Consider the following 17491-nt stretch of genomic DNA (forward strand, 5'->3'; position numbering starts at 1 on the left):
TTTTATAATTATATTTTGGTGATGGGAACCAGAAGATCAGCATTGCTAATGGTATATTGTAAGTCTGGATAAGCAAAATCCAGTTCCCTGTTTTCCCGGCCTCTCAGTTTAAAGAATTCTGATTCCTGATCAGTATTTGCCAATGTAAGAGGTTCTCCGGTAGAAAGATAAGGTTTTCCATCTCTGAACCGGATATGTGTTTTTGAAGTCCGGAATGTAATGCCTAACCACTTATTGTGATTTATAATTGAATTTGGTGGTACATTCAGGATGATTTTATGCTGGAATCGTTTATTGGTTTCAATAGCAAATAAAACAACAGAATGATGATGCAATATAATTTCAGATTCCTCTTCTGTTATTTTGTCTTTAATAACAAGTTTTCTCAGATGAGACTCTTTAAGTTCATCCGGTCGTTCATAAGAGGTAAAAAGTGCAATAAAAGAATTCTCTTCCAGATCTAAAGCCTGGTCAGAATGAAAACCCATTTTAGAATATGAAGAATCATACACTTCAATGAGAGCATTATTGAAACTCTGTACAGGGATTTCAATATGATTGGCCAACAGCGTATCATTAATTTTCGCAACAAGCCGATGGTGAAGCGGTGAGAAAGTAACAGCTGGAGTAGTAAATCGGGTAGTGGTTCTTACAACCGGAATATTTTCATCCTGTACATCTACCAGATGATTTCCAAGTCTGCCTTTTCCTGTAGTTTCAAAATCTGCAGAATGAATAAGCTCATTAAACAGATTTTGATCTGTCGGAAGTGTAATTGTATGAAATTCAGTGAAGTTCATTTTTTTTGTTTGCAGATTAAAAAATAGGTTTTTCATAATCACCGGAGTTCATGCTGAAATGAATTTTGCCATATTCAACCATCTTTTCAGATACATTTTCCTCATAATAAGAATTACGCAGCTCCTCCTGAAGTTCCGGAGTCATTTTTTCAAGCTTAATAAATTGACCATTGTCTTTTATATAAGTCTGATCATCTGTATGCATCGCTTCAAGATTAGAACATCGAACCACATAGCCCATTCCTGATAGGAATTTGGTCAACTCCCAAAACAGACGGCTTGATTTCGTGAGTATACAATCTGTTGGTAGAAAGCGGGATCAAAAATGCAGAGTTAGGATATAGGGTTACAGTGAATTCTTTCTCCAGAGAATCATCCTCAACTGTTTTCTTTAGCTTAAAATGCAGTTGGGTTAATGCACTTGTCTGTTTATAACACCAATCGAATGGGTCTGTAACAGAAGGCTTTAATGGATCTGTATTGGAATCATCATAGAACGTACAAAATACTATAAGTCCTTCCTTCGGCATATCTTTCGTCTTATCCGAATGGGCTTTGATCTTAGCTTTTACTTCCTTTTCAGAATCTGCTGTTTTCTTTTTGTTCTCATAGATCTGTACCAAAGCGTGATTAAGATTGGTTTCGTGTTCGAACGTTTCCAGAACGCACTGGTTTAAAATGCTGATAATTTTTGTATCGGTAGTGCGGAAATTATCTGTGGGGCCTGTTAAATTACTTGAGCATCTTAAAAGGTTGTAATGAAAAGCCTCTTTGCCTCCTTCAGTAGTCTCTTTAGCAACTTTACTCAGATAGATTCCTTTTCTTAAAGCTTTACTTTCTTTATTGGATTCTGTAAGTTCCTGAAAATTGTGTTCAGATTTAATCATATCAAAATTACTATCACCAACAAACAGCTTTCTGTAATAAACACCGGCATTGCTGATTATAACAGGGACTTCTCCCAAGGTTACTAATTTATATTTTTCAGGACTCATATTTTCATATTGAGTTGAAAAATCTTCTATAATATGAATGAAAGGAGTTATTTCTTTAAGCGTACTGAAATCTCCACATGCATAGATCTTTTTATTACTAAAATCAATGGCTGTATCGGAGAAAGTATTGATAACCAATCCGCAGAAATTGTTGATAAGGTATTGAAGTTCAGAGTTGATATTCTCATTATTTTGTAGAATAACAAGTACGTTTTTATCTTTAGTGATCTTATTTTCAAATGGTAGAGTAATCATGTAATCTTTTTCTTATATGAATATTAGTTGAGGTTTCTTTGGAGATTGTTACAAATACTTATTAGCAGAGTATGAATCAATATTCTTATTTTTTAGATTTAAAAGAATCTGCATACTTCCGATGTCATCATTTACTTTTACTTCCAACAGATCGTTGGATATGGATCTGGAATTAATTTTAAATTTTTGAGTGCCCGGCAATATAATTTCTGGATTACTATTCAAATGTAAAATAGGTCTGTTGAAGGGAATTACAAAAATTTCATCCTCTAAAAAAATAATGTCGGCACCTCTGTAGGTAAGGTTAACATCAATTGTTGTTTGGTTTTCAAAACTGATCTCAACATTTTTTACAAGCTGATGTTTTCTTTTTTTCATATAACGGAAGAAGAAATTCCGCTTCTGTTTTAAATACAGAGAAATACCAATACTGATAAGAATAAAAAGTAAAACGGCTCCGGCAAGAAGTAAAGAAAAATCTGTATCCATAATAACAAAAATAAAAAAAACGGAGCCTGAAAACAGACTCCGCTTATAAAATTGTTTGCGCTAAAATTATTTACCTAAGTAAGATTTAAGGATCTTACTTCTGGTATTATGTTTTAGTCTCTTAATTGCTTTTTCTTTGATCTGACGAACTCTCTCTCTTGTAAGATCGAAAGTCTCACCAATTTCCTCTAAAGTCATTGGGTGTTTTCCGTTCAGTCCGAAGTATAGTCTAACCAAATCAGCCTCCCTTGGAGTTAAAGTGTTTAATGCTCTTTCAATCTCAATTTGAAGAGATTCAAGCATTAAGTCTTTATCAGGACTTGGAGATTCTCCTGAACGTAATACATCATAAAGATTAGAATCTTCACCTTCTACCAAAGGTGCATCCATAGACAGGTGTCTACCGGAGTTTTTCATAGATTCTTTGATATCTTCCTCACTCATGTCAAGAACTTCAGCCAATTCTTCCGGAGAAGGTGGTCTTTCATTTTCCTGCTCAAGGTGAGCGTATGCTTTATTAATTTTATTGATGGAACCAATTTTGTTCAACGGAAGTCTTACAATTCTTGATTGCTCAGCCAACGCCTGTAAAATTGATTGACGGATCCACCATACTGCATAAGAGATAAATTTGAAACCTCTAGTTTCATCGTACCTTTTTGCCGCCTTCATTAATCCTAAGTTACCCTCATTAATTAAATCGGGTAAGGAAAGACCTTGGTTTTGGTATTGCTTAGATACAGAAACTACGAAACGAAGGTTGGCCTTGATTAATTTTTCCAATGCAGCTCTGTCGCCAGCACGTATTCTTTGTGCCAATTCTACTTCCTCGTCCGCAGTAATCAGTTCCACTTTACCAATTTCCTGCAAATACTTGTCTAATGAAGCAGTTTCCCTGTTGGTAACCTGCTTAGTGATTTTTAATTGTCTCATTTATTTTATCCTCAAAAAAGAGTTACTATATATTATACGTTTGGAAATACAAAAAGGTTACACTAGTTTTACTTTTTTATTAATATTTTAATTTGAATGCTAATAGATGAGCGTGGAACAGAGATTCAGAAGTTGAAAAATAGAAAGAAAAGAAGATAATCCAGGATAAAAAGAATGAAAATTATCCTTTAATACAATTCTATAATGGAATGTCTTCTATTATTTCCATCCTCTGGAGGGGTGTCAAAGTTCAAAGAATTTTTGACGGGGTGGTGAAAACAGTCCAACATTCATAGAACACACAATATTAAACTTTAAACAAAAAAAAACGGAACCCAAGTCCCGTTTTTATCTATATCTATTAGAATTTTATTTCCAGTTAGAAGAGTTCATTCAATAGTTTAGCCAATCTCAATCCTCCGTACAATAACTGTCTTTCAAGAGTATCATTGAATTTGTATTGGTAGTCATAAGATAATTTTGATCCGTCAGGAGTCTGTGCATAGATCTTGTTGGCGATTTTGTGAGAATCATACAACCAGTCTTCCAAAGTTCCGGATTGAATCTGTGCTACTTCTTCCTTAGATTTAATATCCAGAAGTTTAGAATATTCTGTGTAGCTGTATTTTTGAGAATCCACTAATTTTCCATCCCAAACAGAGTGTAAATTGGTTTTATCCCCGAAATACGTAACATTGATTTTGTTTCCTCCTAAATCATCAGCTCTTCCTACGTGTAGGGGCTGAGCAAGGTCACCCATAATATGAATAAGGAAGATCAAAGCAATTTTTCTGTCTTTTGCTGAGGTTTTTTCGTCCTTAATCTGGCTGGATAGGGTATTTACCTGTGTGTAAAGACTTGGTCCTGCCTGCATTTTTAGGTTTTGGTCAAAAGTTTTCAGATCAGTTTGCGGATCAATATTTACATAATGCCATGATGAAGCCTGCTTCCAGACTCCTGTAGTATCAGACTTGATAAAGTCCGGCCAGTTTGCCCAATACGCAAGACGTTCCTTGCCCATTATTTTTTTGATTTCCCTTTTTGCCTTTCTGGAAAGGTGATTCTCTGCAATATCTGCAATTACTCTGTGCCCCGTTAATCCCCACGCATAAGAATAAAGTGAAGAGGAAATGAATGCTAAAATCAGAATTTTAGAATAAATACTTTTCATTTTAAATAACAATTTTCAGTCTGCAAAGATACGGCCCCCTTTCCGAATGACCACAAATTATCCCGAATTTATTCCAACAGATGATATTAATAAAATTTAATCTGAATAAAATAAGGAATTGTACTAGGTTTGAAGACGAATTTTGGGGGAATGTGAGAGGAAGGATATAAGATATTTAATAGATATAATAAGGAATAGGAATATACCATTTAAACTTCTGATCCTGAACTTTAAACCATAAGCCCTTGATTCTGAACTCTGAACCTGGAATCTTAAACTTTATAAAAAATCCCTGATTACCGTATTTTTACGGAATTTACTTAAAATTATTCCTTTTAATGTCAATAAATTAGTATTTTTAAAATAAAATTATTGGTAAAATATTTTTTCAAACTTACGAGATATATTATCTTTACAAGTCATAATCACAGGAAACACTATGCATGAGAATAATATTGTAGACATGAATTACAATAAGCTGCAGACAGACTTTAAAGCAGAGGCTGTAGCTGTCAATCTTTTGAAATATCACCGGACGGTAAGCAATATTTTTATTGAAAGAGTTGGGGTGAACGATCGTGCTTATCTTAAGGATATTAAAAGCATTTCGAGCAGTTATTTAGGTTTTGATGAAGAAGTATTCACGATAGAAAGTTATAGGGAGGGCATTTACGATTACCTTCCTGAAGGGTTATTTCACCCACCTTCTCTCGGAGCTTCCAGAAAAAATGTAGATACGGTAGTAAGAGAGATCAGAAAGCAGAAAAGAATAGAAGATGATGCCCGTAAATTTTTCCGCCCTTTTGAGCTGGAAGTCTTTTTTACGGAGATTAGTGCCCTTCTTAAAGAGTCTGAATTTGATATTACAAGCAATACAGATGCATTACTGGAAACGGTAAGTGAACTTTGGCCGCTGGTTGATATGCTGGATAAGCAGAGTGCTTATATATTTATACACATTCTTCCTTTCTTTCATCAGATCCGTGGGGATAAGAGATGGTTTGAAAGATGCCTGACCGCTTTTTTACAGGTTTCTGTTAAAGTAACCTTTTCTCCCAATGTTATTGATGGAATAGAGAAAAATGATGATTCAATGCTTTTGGGAAATTCAAGATTGGGGGTAACCTATATTCCAAGTGGCAGACATATGGATGGACAACGGAACTGGGTAGTGAATATCGGCCCGATTCCTTATGAAGATATGAAAAAGTACATCCCGGGAAGCCCATTCAGAAAAGTTCTTCAGACCCTGTATGATTATTTTCTTCCTATAACAGTGGATATTGAAGAGAATTTTGTGACAGAAAAGCTGGAATACTCGTTTAGTCTGGAGGATGATGAAAGAAATGCCAGCCGCCTTGGATACTCTACCTTCCTCTAAATTATTTTATTATATTTACAACTACCAACAAAGTATAAATTCGAAAAGAAACAAATGGAAATTTCTTCAGTAAAAGGTATTTTTTTAAGGTATATTCTAATGCCTTTAATCGCAATTATCATGATGTTTATCCTGGGAATTATCAGGAGAAACAAACCTGCGATCAAAATTAAAGTAATTATTGTATACGTTCTTCTGTGCAGTTTATGCCTGGCACTGCCTGGTTTTTTCGGATTTGCCGGAAATCTTTTTAATCCGTACTGGTATCTCATTGCACAGGTTGTTTATCTTGTTTTTGGGATTATCCACGTTAACTTACTGCATAAATATTTCAAAAAGCATATTGATTCTCTGGCAATGAGCATCCTGTTTGAATCTATTCTTTCATTGACTTGTATTGCTTTGGGTGGATATTTATTTACCCTGTTATTCAACTGGATGAGTAAAGGAACCGGATATGCAGTGATGGCAGCTACAAGTATGCTGATCTTTGTAGTTCCTATGGTATTTTATTATTGCTATATTCAGTTTATCAGTATTCCTTTTGATATTTATAAAACATGGAGATATTCCCCGGATCAAAAACTTCCTGATTTTGAAGGGGCAGATTTTGACCGTCTGATGGTTTTGAATGTAGAATTAAGTAAAAATCTTGAAGATTCAAACCGATTCAGAATTAAGGCGAAAACTCTTCCGACAGGAATCACTTTTGGAGACTGGTTTTACAGAGTAGTGGATGATTATAACCACAAGAACCCTGGATCTATCATTCATCTTTCAGATGAGGTAAAAGAACCTTATTACTGGATCTTTTATACTAAAAAATCGTTTTTCAGCTTTAGAAAATATATAGATTTCGACCAGGACATTACTGCAAACAGCATTTCTGAAAATGAAGTGGTGATTTGTAAAAGAGTCATTCAGCATGAAGAGGAGGGAGTCGCAAGAAAATCATAACACAAAAAATTAAAAAGTATTAAACATGATACAGCCTATTAAACATTTTGCAATCAACTGGGTGGATGGAATGAAAGTTTCCCAAAGACACCTTAATGATCAGGATAATTTCTTAATTGATACCATCAGAGATTCCAATTCGCTTGGGATTACTACATATAACTATGGGCTTTTGCCTATTTCTACTGAGTATACAGACCGTACTATTTTTGATGTTCACAATACTGCCACTAACGATGTGCAGCTGGTTATCAAAAGATGCAGTGCTGTTACCATGGCAGGGTACCGTATTGAATTAAGCGACAGAAGAATCAGTGTAAAATCCCTGGCAAAATCAATGAGTGAAGAGCAGGCTGATGGAGAATATTATATTTTGATCTCTGTAAATCCGTTTGATAAAGTTCCTTTCGGCGATATTGATCCAGAAGAAATTCCACCACGTCACCCAAGTGCACAACCGAATCACCATATTGAACTTCTTCCTGTAACTTCATTGAACAGTAGCTACTCAGGAGGAAATTATCTGATTATAGGAAAGGTAGATTTAAAAGCCAATATTGCACAGGTAGACTCTAATTTTATTCCGCCCTGTACTTCTGTTCAGAGTCATCCGGCATTAGTAGATTATTACAGCAGCTTTGCGAAATCTATTGGAAACCTGCAGCAGTATGCTTTTAAAATTATTCAGAAAGCGTCTCATAAAAACCAGAATACAGCTTTAGCTCAAAATGTGAAATTTGTTTGTAATACGATGGTGACTACCTTTGGAGATATGTATTTCCAATTCAGAAATATTACGCCTTACCAACCGCCGGTATTTTTAATTGAATCTTTTGCAAAGCTGGCGCTTCACCTGTACAACTCAACACAGCTACTTGTTCCTGCAGAATTGGAAGAAATGCTGAACTATAGTTTGGAATGGAGTGAGATTGCACCTCATACTTTATTGAATCAATTGTCTATCGTTGCTGAAACAAATTATGATCACCACAATTGCGGAGAGCCTTTACTTTACATCCAACAGATGTTAAGAAGTCTGGAGACAATTTTCTCTAAACTGAGTGAACTGGATTACATCGGTCAGAGAAAAGAAAACATCATTGTTAATGAACAGGAGGTTTCTACCAATACCAACCCGAAGAGAGGTTGGAGTGTATTAGACTAATAGCATCAGCTTTTAAATAAAAAAACCCGAATGAAACAATCATTCGGGTTTTTTTTATTGACTCTGCATCATCGTAAAATTATCATGGATATTTACTTCCTGCATTTTAATTTTCTAAATATTATATTATTTACCCTACATAGACCCTACATCATATTCTTTTTAAGTCTTATATACCTAAGGTGAATATTGTGGTGGGTAGTATATAATATATTGATTATTAATTAGTTGAGTTAGTAATGTATTTGTGTAGTATGCTGTTTTTAACAGCTTTTTTGATTTATGATATAGTTTTGCAGGAATCTATAACTTATTATGATGTGAATCATTAATGATTGATACACTAAGGTTACTATAAATGAAATAAACTCAAAAAAATATCTATGAAAAAAAAAATGTCTAAAATCTTTTGTCTTTGTCTTTTTTCTGCCGGAACAGTAGTGATGGGGCAAAATAAAATCAAGGTAAGTCTGGATGCAGGGTATACGTATGGTGCTTTAAATTCAGATCTTTCAAATCTTGTTGATTCAAGATATACGGGGCGGTATGGCTTCGGGGTCAATTTGTCCGGAGAATATATGGTCTGGAAATCACTCTTTGTTTCTACCGGAGCTTCCTTCCAGCAAAAGAATTATAAGTTTGAGAGAACGGGAAACCGGGAAGGGTGGTACACAGAATATAATAACAATTTTTTAACCCTTCCTTTAATGGTAGGGGGCTATATCCTGAACAATCCACATGAAACTACTGGTGTGTGGATCAAAATTGCGGGTGGAATGTATACAGACTACTGGCTTCGTATGGGAAGAGAGGGTAGATATCCGGTATTTAATGAATTACAGGAAAACGGAATTTTCAATTATACACAGGTATCGGATAAGTATGATTTCAAAAAGAATGAAAATCAGCTTAACAGATGGGGATATGGATTGGTAGGTCAAGCTCAGTTAGGATATTCTCTTAAGAAGTTTGATGTATATGCATCCTATAATTACCAGTATGGGCTTTCGGATATCAATATGGCGAATGATGATAAAGACCGTAAATCAACCATTCGGTCATATATGATTTCTTTAGGTGTTGCCTATAAGTTCAAATAACAAAGTTTTTCCTATCAATTAAAATCTATAAAATGAAAAAAAATATTATTTATTTAGGGTTCGTACTGCTTTCAGCATCTGCGACATTCAATTCCTGTATGCAGGATAATGATTCCTCTGTCACGGAACCAACAAGATATACAAGCAATGATATAAAATCCTATGCCGATCTTTTTAAAGTATTCTGGACGGTAATGGATCAGCGGTATAATTATTTTTACGAACAGAAAGGAAAAGATGGGATGGATTGGAATGCCATCTATAAAGAATATTATCCGAAATTTGCTGCTTTAAAATCCTATAATAGAATTGGAGTAAGCGATGCTGAATTGCAAGCGGATGCTGAAAAAGCAAGTGTATATTTTACCGAAATCGTAAATCCAATTATAGACAGACATTTTTATGTTAAGATAAATGTGCCTTTTTCAAATTCCGGTATAACCAATACGTATACATTTTATGGTGGGATGAAAGAAGCTAGAGCTAATATTTATCCGTTTGGTGCAAAGTACGGATATATGAAAGATAGACTGAATGATGCAGAGTCTCGGACTTATAACTATTCAGATGGTGGAAGTATGACATATCTTATGGGAAGCCTAAAGTCTAATCCTGACATTTACTATTTTTCATATAGTAGCTTTTTACTGGCAAGGTCTCTTAAAATTGATCTTGCTGATAAATATTTAAGCCCAGGTCCGGGAAATTCGCTTGTTCTTACCCCTGCAGCTATTGAAAACAGTCCACAACTCAATGCAATTGGTGATATTAACAAGAGAAATGAAGTTAAAAACTTTACTATCAATATTTTAAACGAATGGAACTCATTTCCAAATTCAAATGAAATGAAATCTTTCAATAGCCAGATTGGAACGTTTAAAAGTACAGAAGTTTTATCAGATTCGTTTTTAGATTTGATCCAACAGTTACTCACTAAGTCTAAGAATCTTGTAAAATATAATAGTACAACTACTTACTCTTCCGTGTTAAATAGTGAAACCCTTCCTTATATCCAATGGTTTATGCAGGAGATGGATAATCATGTGAAATATGGATATAATTTGAGCCAGTTCCAGACTGCGGCAGACAAAATATTAACTAGTGCCCCTTTTTATAAAAAGTTTCTGAATCCTTTGCACAAAGGAGATATTAAGAAAGTGATTATTGATTTAAGAGGTAATGGTGGTGGTAATATTGTTGATGCCCGTTTTTTCACAGACAGGTTTATTACTAAAAGCACTGTTGCATTTTATCAGAGAACAAAAGAAGGAAACGGACAATTTAATTATACTCCGTGGGTTCCGGTACAGGCACAGTCTCATATGTTTGGAATTCCCGGGAATATTCCGGTTGCTGTTTTAACGGATAAAGGAAGTGCAAGCATGTCAGAAATGTCTACATTGATGTTCAAAAGTCAGGGAACTCATGCTATTTCTATTGGAGATTACAGTGCTGGAGCTACTGCAGGCTTGGGAGGATCAGATGATTTTAACGGAGGTACCCGGGATAAGGTTGCCGGTGGTATTCTTGAGTTTTATATGCCATTGATGGCCACCAAGACTCTTAATGATGAAGTTATTGAGGGGATTGGCGTAAAGCCGGATATTTATGTGACGCCGCCTTCGGATGCTGAAGTTGCACAAATGACAAGCAGCCCTAAAACATTTACAGACAGGGTAATGGAAGAAGCCATCAAATATCTTTTAACAAAATAGTATGACCTAAAAAGACCCGGCAGAAGCCGGGTCTTTTAGATTGAAATGATTTTATTTTTTGTTCAGAAGCTCCAAAGTATGCTCTACATGTCCGCCGCCTTTCCATTCATCATGCCCCGGAATAATCAGTGTAGCTTTTGAATATTTTGTTTTCAGTTTATTCATAGTCTTAGGCCATTGTTCTACATTGGCTTCTTTGATATTTCCTAAATCAGTAGCGGAAGTACTCTTTACAAGGCAGCCACCGTCCAGAACTTTATATTTTGGAAACCATACCACTACATTGTCGGCAGTATGTCCTTCTCCAAGAAAATCTACTACAAACTCTTCACCACCTATTTTGTAAGGCTTTCCGGTTTTGATAATCTCAGTGGAGGTTGCTTTTCCATCTTTTTTCAGGAATTCATTGGTCTTGGTAGTAGCATATGTTTTAATCCCTTTGTTGTTGAAAAAACTAAGATCTCCTGCACGGTCATCATGAGAATGCGTGGCAAATACGGCAACAACAGGTAAGTTATGACGTTTTTTGATGGTATCCATCAGGCTTTGGTATTGTACTTTTTCCCATGGAACATCAAATAAGACCACCCCTTTTTGGGTGATAAGATATACTGAGTTGGCAGAATATTCTTTACCTCCGAATACGCCGAAAGTCTTGTAAATATATAAGTTGTTTTTAATTGGCGGTTCGATTACAAAATCTTTTACCTGGGCACTTGCAAAAGGGCTCAACAGCATCGAAACAATAAAAAACTGAATGCTTTTTTTCATAAATCTTTAAGGTAATAGTTAAAATTTTGGTACTTATGAGAAAGATGGATCTCAATGGAATATTTTGCAAACCTAGTAAAATTAATTCTCTAAGTTTTTTATGAAAAGAAGTTTAACCGTTTTTTAACAGTTGCGGAAGAGGAGAATACCCAATGATTTGTATTTTTGGAGCTATTATTGTGAAATAATAAAACCTTAGTTATGAGCAAGTTATGCGTTGTTAAGGTGCGAAAATTTTATCTACAATGAATTAGGTCCGACTAAAATATGGTTTTATAATGGGCACTAATACACAAATTTTAAGGCTTATTTACTAATCCAATTCTTATTTATCTCAGTTTTAATGTATTCGAGGCATAAAAAAAACTGCTTCAAAAATAAAGCAGTTTATAGTAGATTATTTTTTTACCAATATTTTTTCAGTGGCCTTCTTACTGAGGATTTCTTTCTTATCACCAATCTCGATGGTCATCGATTTATCAAAATTTTCAATTTTAATAACTTTCACCTTGGTATTCAGGAGAAGTTTCCGATCATTTAAATAGCTTAAAAAAGCATCATCTGAAAGAGTAACAGAAGCAAAAACAACAGTTTCTCCTTCTTGACAATGGCTTAATTTCTGAAGGTCCTGAGAAATAATGTTCCCATCTTTATCAGGAATAGGTTCTCCATGTGGATCGAATTTAGGATGATCCAGAATTTCATCCATTTTATCAAAAAATATCTTGGAATGCACATGTTCCAGCTGTTCTGCGATTTCATGGACATTTTCCCAGCCGAAATTCATTTTTTTAACCAGGAACATTTCGGTAAGCCGGTGTTTGCGTACCACCAGAGCAGCTTCACGCTTTCCGTTTTCTGTAACGATCAGAGGTTTGTAGGTCTCATAAATGACCCATTTCTTTTCGGCAAATTTTTTCATCATATTGTTAACGCTCGGCATTTTTACATTCAAAAATTTGCTGAGTTCGTTAATCGTCACCTTTCCTTCATTGTCAACTAAATGAAACAAAGCTTTCAGGTAATTTTCTTCTGTTAGGGTTGTTTTCAAAATGTTAGATGATTTTCACTACAAATCTAACAAAATATTCTTAAAAGATTACTCTTGTTATTTTAACTTTTTTTAATTTTACTCTATGAAATTTTCATTTAAAAACGATTATTCTGAGGGATGTCACCCGAATATTCTACATGCACTTCTGCAATATAATCTTGAACAGCAAGCCGGATATGGCGAAGATGAATACTCCTTAAAAGCTAAGGAATTGATTAAGAAAAGAATAGGAAAAGATAATTCTGATGTTTACCTTGTTTCCGGAGGAACACAGGCAAATCTAATTGTGATTTCCTCTGTTTTAAGACCTTATCAATGTGCCATTTCAGCGTCTACAGGACATATTCTGAACAATGAAACGGGAGCGATTGAAGCAACAGGACACAAAATATTAAGTATTGAAACCGAAGATGGAAAATTAAGACCATCAGATATTATTCCGGTGTTGGAAAATCATAGGAATATACCACATCAGGTAATGCCAAAGTTGATTTATATTTCCAATTCTACAGAGCTGGGAACCATTTATCAGGCTAATGAATTGAAAGAACTTTCAGAATTCTGTAAGCAAAACCACCTTTATCTGTTCATGGATGGAGCCAGGCTGGGACATGGGCTAACTTCTGAAATCAGTGATCTTACCCTGGAAAAAGTAGCGGAACTGACGGATATTTTCTATTTGGGAGGAACTAAAAACGGGGCTTTAATTGGAGAGGCGATTGTTATTAATAATCCGGCACTTCAGGAGGATTTTGCATTCAATATTAAACAGAAAGGAGCATTGCTGGCAAAAGGCAGATTATTAGGAATTCAGTTTCTGGAACTGATGAAGGATGACCTGTATTTTGATCTGGCCAAACACGCGAACCAACAGGCTATGAAAATAAAAAATGCATTGCAGGAAAAAGGAGTACAATTCCTTTCCGATACCTATACCAATCAGATTTTCCCGATTCTAAGCAACGGCCTTATTCAGATTCTATCGGAGAACTTTGAATTCTTTGTGTGGAAAAAAATAGATGAAGAGTTTTCTGCTATTCGTCTGATTACTTCCTGGAATACTGGAGACGAGGCTGTTAACCGTTTCATTGAAATTATTAAAGAAGAGCTATAGTTTTATTACTTTATACATAAAACTGATCTCATTACAATATTCTATGTGCCTGTATGATAAAAAAAAATGATTTTTATGATAGGCACATAGTCTTTATCATACCTACTATTATTCAATACATTCTTCCTGTTCCTCAACAAACTTCCGGTGTTTTCCACCCCATTCATTTAAGGCATCCCATATAGGAATCAGTTCTCTGGCAATTTCTGTAAGTTCATAATCTACTCTTGGCGGGACTTCTGCATATACTGTTCTTTTTACCAGACCTTCTTTTTCAAGTTCCCTTAACTGGAGGGTAAGCATTCTCTCTGTAATTCCTGAAATAGACCTTTTAAGTTCGCTGAAACGCAGCTTTTCATCTTTTAATTTACTCAGAATAAATAGTTTCCATCTTCCGCCAATCTTACATACGGCATAACTCAAATCACATTCCTGAATATATTGCTTGTTGATATTATTCGTTGAACTTTCTTTTATCTTTCCCATTACTTACAAATTTGTTAGTACCATACAATGATATCCGTATAGTGCAAATGTAAGATATGAAAACTAATTTTGCCCATATAAAAGCAGATAAATAACAATAGCGCTAATGTTCACTGCAAAATAATATTAATTTAAAATTACAACAAAATGCAGTTGACACCTAAAATCAATCAGATTTTAAATCATTTGGAAAAAATACAGTCTTTTAATCCTCAAAACCCATTAGACGATACCCGAAAATATCTTGAAACAATGACTCTGCAGCTCAGCGGAAAAAAAGAAGCTGTAGCTATGATTGAAGAGCTTGATATTCCGATGGCTGATCATCAGATTCCGGTTAGAATGTATCGTCCTAAAGGGAAAGCCGTTCAAAAATCCTCTGCAATAATTTATATACATGGTGGATGGTTTATTGCCGGTGGCTATGAAACACATGATGCAGTTGTGCGTAAACTAGCTAATAAAACAGAATCTGTTGTGATTTTCATCGATTATCGTCTTGCTCCGGAACATCCGTTTCCTGCAGGCCTGAATGATTGTCTTGACGCTGTACAATGGGTTATAGAAAATGCAGAATCATTAGGAATTGATCGGGATCAAATAGGAATCATAGGGGACAGTGCCGGCGGAGGCTTATCCACAGCTGTTTCTACCCAAATAGGAGAACTTTTTAAGTTTCAGGTGCTGATCTATCCGGCAGTGGATAATCAACTTAATACCAAAACCTGGGAAACCTATGAAAACGGACCGGTACTGAATAAACAGGGAGGAATAGATGCCTGGAACTGGTATCTTCCCAAAGAGGAAGCCCATAACCCGCTTGCTGTTCCTATTTTAATTAAAGACTTTAAAAATACACCTCCAACTCTTATTATCATCGCTGAACATGATCCTTTGGCAGACGATGCAAAACATCTTACGATGAATATGGAGAATGCCGGAATGTCTGTTAAATCAATTTTTTATAAAGATATGGTTCATGGATTTATGCATATGGGAGAGGTTTTGGATGAAACACAATCAGCCATTGGTGAAATGGCGGACTTTGCTCGACAATATTTGGGATAAACCTTTCAATAAAGAACCATGAAAAAGTATGCTTATATTGGATCCTTAGGGTTTATTGCAGTTATTACTACAGAATTTGGAATCATTGGAATTCTTCCGCAGGTTGCAGAGTATTATAAAATCAGCATAGATGAGGCAGGTTATCTTTTAAGTGCTTTTGCTCTGGTCATTGCTCTTACAGGTCCTTTTATGACTTTGTTTACTTCGGGTATTGACCGGAAAAAAATAATGACTGCTGCTATCCTTATGTTTCTGTTCACAGGGATTGTCTCTTCCTTTTCACCACCTTTCTGGCTGCTGATGATAGTAAGAATTCTTCCTGCATTTTTACAGCCGGTCTATATTGCAACAGCATTGTCTGTAGCAGTATCCGGAAATGACAACACCAATAAGAATGAGCTGATGAGTATTGTTTTCAGTGGGGTAGCCATTGCAATGGTTACTACTGTTCCTTTTGCAACATGGGTTTCCGGACTTTATTCGTGGGAGTATTCGTTTATGATCCAGGCTGCAATAAGCTTGATCGCTTTGCTTATCATTCATTTTTTTCTGCCACCTATGCCTGTGAGTGAGAAAAAATCATTTGGAAGCCAGATCAGTATATTGAAGCAGCCACCGTTTATCCTGAGTACTCTTACCAATTTCTTTATGATTACAGCCTGGTTTTCCACTTATAGCTATTTTGCAGATTATCTGGGTAAAGCGAAAGGAATGGATACTGCAATGGTAAGTTATATGCTTTTTTTATTTGGAGCTGTTGGAATTATAGCGAATAGAGTAGCCGGTAAAATGCTTAATAAAAATGTAACTGCCACATTAGCATTCTTTCTTTCCGGAACGGTATTGATTCCCATATTACTTTCTGTTTCCAATGAGAATGCATTAGCTACGGTCATTGTTATAGGAATCTGGGGATTTCTTTATTCACCAAGCTTCCTGAATGCTTCTACCTATATGATCTCTGCAGCACCTGACTCATTGGAATTTGCGAACAGCCTGGCTACTTCATTCGGTAATCTGGGGGTTACTTTGGGAACTACTATTGGAGGTTGGATTATTATCACTCAGGGAGTAGAATATACACCATGGATAGGCTTTGTTTTCGGAATTCTTGCATTCCTTATGATGATAATGAGAAATATATTTGAAAAAAGGGAAAAGTTTTTTTCAGGGTCTGTAAAACAAATGTAACAATTTTTGTTACATTAAAATAATTCCGTATCTTTGATCTATCAAATTTAAATTAAATACAATGAAAATAGAAATCTGGTCGGATGTTATGTGTCCGTTTTGCTATATCGGGAAAAATAATTTTGAACAGGCACTGGAAAAATTGCCATTTAAAGATGAAGTAGAAGTAGAGTGGAAAAGCTTTCAGCTAGATCCAACCTTAGATGCTCATAAAACTCAGGATACCATCCAGTATTTCAGAGAGAAAAAAGGTGTTGCTGAAGCTCAGGCTACACAGATGCTGGCTCAGGTGGCTCAAATGGGAAAAGGAGCAGGGATCAATTTTGATTTTGGAAAGACTTTAATCATCAATACTTTCAGCGCACACAGGCTTCTTCATTTAGCTAAGAAGTACAACAAATCCAATGAAATGGAAGAAGCATTGTTTATCGCTCATTTTACTGAAGCTAAAAATGTAGGTGATCCGGAAGTTCTGATTTCGCTTGCTGAAAACTTAGGGATTGATAAAGAAGAAGCCAGAGAAGCAGTTACTACCGATCAATTGGATTACGAGGTAAATCAGGATATTATGGAAGCAAGAAACAATGGCGTTTCAGGAGTTCCTTTCTTTGTTCTGAACGGAAAATATGCAGTTTCAGGAGCACAACCTGTAGAAGTGTTTGAAAATGCATTGCAACAGACTTATAAAGAAACAGTAAGTCCTTTCAAAGATCTCTCCGGAGACAGCGGAGCTTCCTGTGATGCTGATGGATGTAGCATTTAATATTTTAAAAACCCCAGGTTATTAGCTTGGGGTTTTATTTTAATCATACTATTTCAAAAACATCAGAATAAGTATTAAAATAA

Annotated in this window: 18 protein-coding genes; 9 read left to right on the plus strand and 9 right to left on the minus strand. The window is 35.4% G+C overall.

Annotated elements, in window-relative coordinates:
• Positions 1-8 precede the first annotated feature (8 nt).
• The 6 genes from WH267_RS11155 to WH267_RS11180 form a co-directional block, all read right to left on the minus strand.
• Positions 9-800 (minus strand): hypothetical protein, encoded by a 792-nt coding sequence (locus WH267_RS11155; RefSeq protein ID WP_340008214.1) that lies wholly within the window; start codon positions 798-800, stop codon positions 9-11.
• Positions 801-816: 16 nt separating this feature from the next.
• Entirely contained in the window at positions 817-1005 is a 189-nt protein-coding gene (locus WH267_RS11160) for a hypothetical protein (RefSeq protein ID WP_340008215.1), read from the minus strand.
• A gap of 10 nt (positions 1006-1015) precedes the next feature.
• On the minus strand, positions 1016-2050 hold the full coding sequence (locus tag WH267_RS11165) for a hypothetical protein (RefSeq protein WP_340008217.1): 1035 nt from the start codon (positions 2048-2050) through the stop codon (positions 1016-1018).
• A 48-nt stretch (positions 2051-2098) separates the two neighbouring features.
• The gene (locus WH267_RS11170) at positions 2099-2539 is read right to left on the minus strand and encodes a hypothetical protein (RefSeq protein ID WP_340008219.1); all 441 of its coding nucleotides are present in this window, start codon (positions 2537-2539) and stop codon (positions 2099-2101) included.
• A gap of 66 nt (positions 2540-2605) precedes the next feature.
• Positions 2606-3472 (minus strand): sigma-70 family RNA polymerase sigma factor, encoded by an 867-nt coding sequence (locus WH267_RS11175; protein WP_002979276.1) that lies wholly within the window; start codon positions 3470-3472, stop codon positions 2606-2608.
• 379 nt (positions 3473-3851) lie between these two features.
• Positions 3852-4643 (minus strand): S1/P1 nuclease, encoded by a 792-nt coding sequence (locus WH267_RS11180; protein WP_115971467.1) that lies wholly within the window; start codon positions 4641-4643, stop codon positions 3852-3854.
• A 463-nt stretch (positions 4644-5106) separates the two neighbouring features.
• On the opposite strand from WH267_RS11180, the gene WH267_RS11185 reads away from it, so the two are divergent.
• From WH267_RS11185 to WH267_RS11205, 5 genes are all read left to right on the plus strand, one after another.
• Positions 5107-6024: a type VI secretion system baseplate subunit TssG gene (locus tag WH267_RS11185; protein ID WP_228438717.1), complete on the plus strand. Its 918-nt coding sequence runs from the start codon at positions 5107-5109 to the stop codon at positions 6022-6024.
• Positions 6025-6078: 54 nt separating this feature from the next.
• Positions 6079-6981 carry a TssN family type VI secretion system protein gene (locus WH267_RS11190; protein WP_115971469.1) on the plus strand — a complete coding sequence of 301 codons (903 nt, stop codon included), beginning with the start codon at positions 6079-6081 and terminating at the stop codon, positions 6979-6981.
• Between the two features lie 25 nt (positions 6982-7006).
• Positions 7007-8146, plus strand: a complete 1140-nt coding sequence (locus WH267_RS11195) for a hypothetical protein (protein ID WP_123321604.1) — start codon at positions 7007-7009, stop codon at positions 8144-8146.
• A gap of 383 nt (positions 8147-8529) precedes the next feature.
• Positions 8530-9246, plus strand: a complete 717-nt coding sequence (locus WH267_RS11200; protein ID WP_340008225.1) for an outer membrane beta-barrel protein — start codon at positions 8530-8532, stop codon at positions 9244-9246.
• A gap of 32 nt (positions 9247-9278) precedes the next feature.
• On the plus strand, positions 9279-10961 hold the full coding sequence (locus tag WH267_RS11205; protein ID WP_340008227.1) for a S41 family peptidase: 1683 nt from the start codon (positions 9279-9281) through the stop codon (positions 10959-10961).
• Between the two features lie 51 nt (positions 10962-11012).
• Here the strand turns inward: WH267_RS11205 and blaIND are convergent, their stop codons facing one another.
• Together blaIND and WH267_RS11215 are read right to left on the minus strand one after the other, a co-directional pair.
• Positions 11013-11732, minus strand: a complete 720-nt coding sequence (gene blaIND / locus WH267_RS11210; protein WP_115971473.1) for an IND family subclass B1 metallo-beta-lactamase — start codon at positions 11730-11732, stop codon at positions 11013-11015.
• Positions 11733-12129: 397 nt separating this feature from the next.
• A complete protein-coding gene (locus tag WH267_RS11215; protein WP_115971474.1) occupies positions 12130-12783 on the minus strand; it encodes a metal-dependent transcriptional regulator in 654 nt (217 codons plus the stop codon).
• Positions 12784-12868: 85 nt separating this feature from the next.
• Between WH267_RS11215 and WH267_RS11220 the strand changes: the two genes are divergently transcribed.
• Positions 12869-13900: a threonine aldolase family protein gene (locus tag WH267_RS11220; protein WP_340008231.1), complete on the plus strand. Its 1032-nt coding sequence runs from the start codon at positions 12869-12871 to the stop codon at positions 13898-13900.
• A 108-nt stretch (positions 13901-14008) separates the two neighbouring features.
• On the opposite strand, the gene WH267_RS11225 is transcribed toward WH267_RS11220, so the two are convergent.
• Positions 14009-14386 carry a winged helix-turn-helix transcriptional regulator gene (locus WH267_RS11225; RefSeq protein ID WP_115971476.1) on the minus strand — a complete coding sequence of 126 codons (378 nt, stop codon included), beginning with the start codon at positions 14384-14386 and terminating at the stop codon, positions 14009-14011.
• Between the two features lie 147 nt (positions 14387-14533).
• On the opposite strand from WH267_RS11225, the gene WH267_RS11230 reads away from it, so the two are divergent.
• The 3 genes from WH267_RS11230 (at position 14534) to WH267_RS11240 (ending at position 17408) form a co-directional block, all read left to right on the plus strand.
• Positions 14534-15454 (plus strand): alpha/beta hydrolase, encoded by a 921-nt coding sequence (locus tag WH267_RS11230; RefSeq protein WP_340008234.1) that lies wholly within the window; start codon positions 14534-14536, stop codon positions 15452-15454.
• Between the two features lie 18 nt (positions 15455-15472).
• The gene (locus tag WH267_RS11235; RefSeq protein WP_340008236.1) at positions 15473-16645 is read left to right on the plus strand and encodes an MFS transporter; all 1173 of its coding nucleotides are present in this window, start codon (positions 15473-15475) and stop codon (positions 16643-16645) included.
• A gap of 61 nt (positions 16646-16706) precedes the next feature.
• Complete coding sequence (locus WH267_RS11240) at positions 16707-17408, plus strand: DsbA family oxidoreductase (protein WP_123321612.1); 702 nt, start codon at positions 16707-16709, stop codon at positions 17406-17408.
• The last annotated feature ends 83 nt before the right edge of the window (positions 17409-17491 follow it).

This window comes from Chryseobacterium sp. MYb328, assembly GCF_037572595.1.
GTDB lineage: Bacteria > Bacteroidota > Bacteroidia > Flavobacteriales > Weeksellaceae > Chryseobacterium > Chryseobacterium pennae.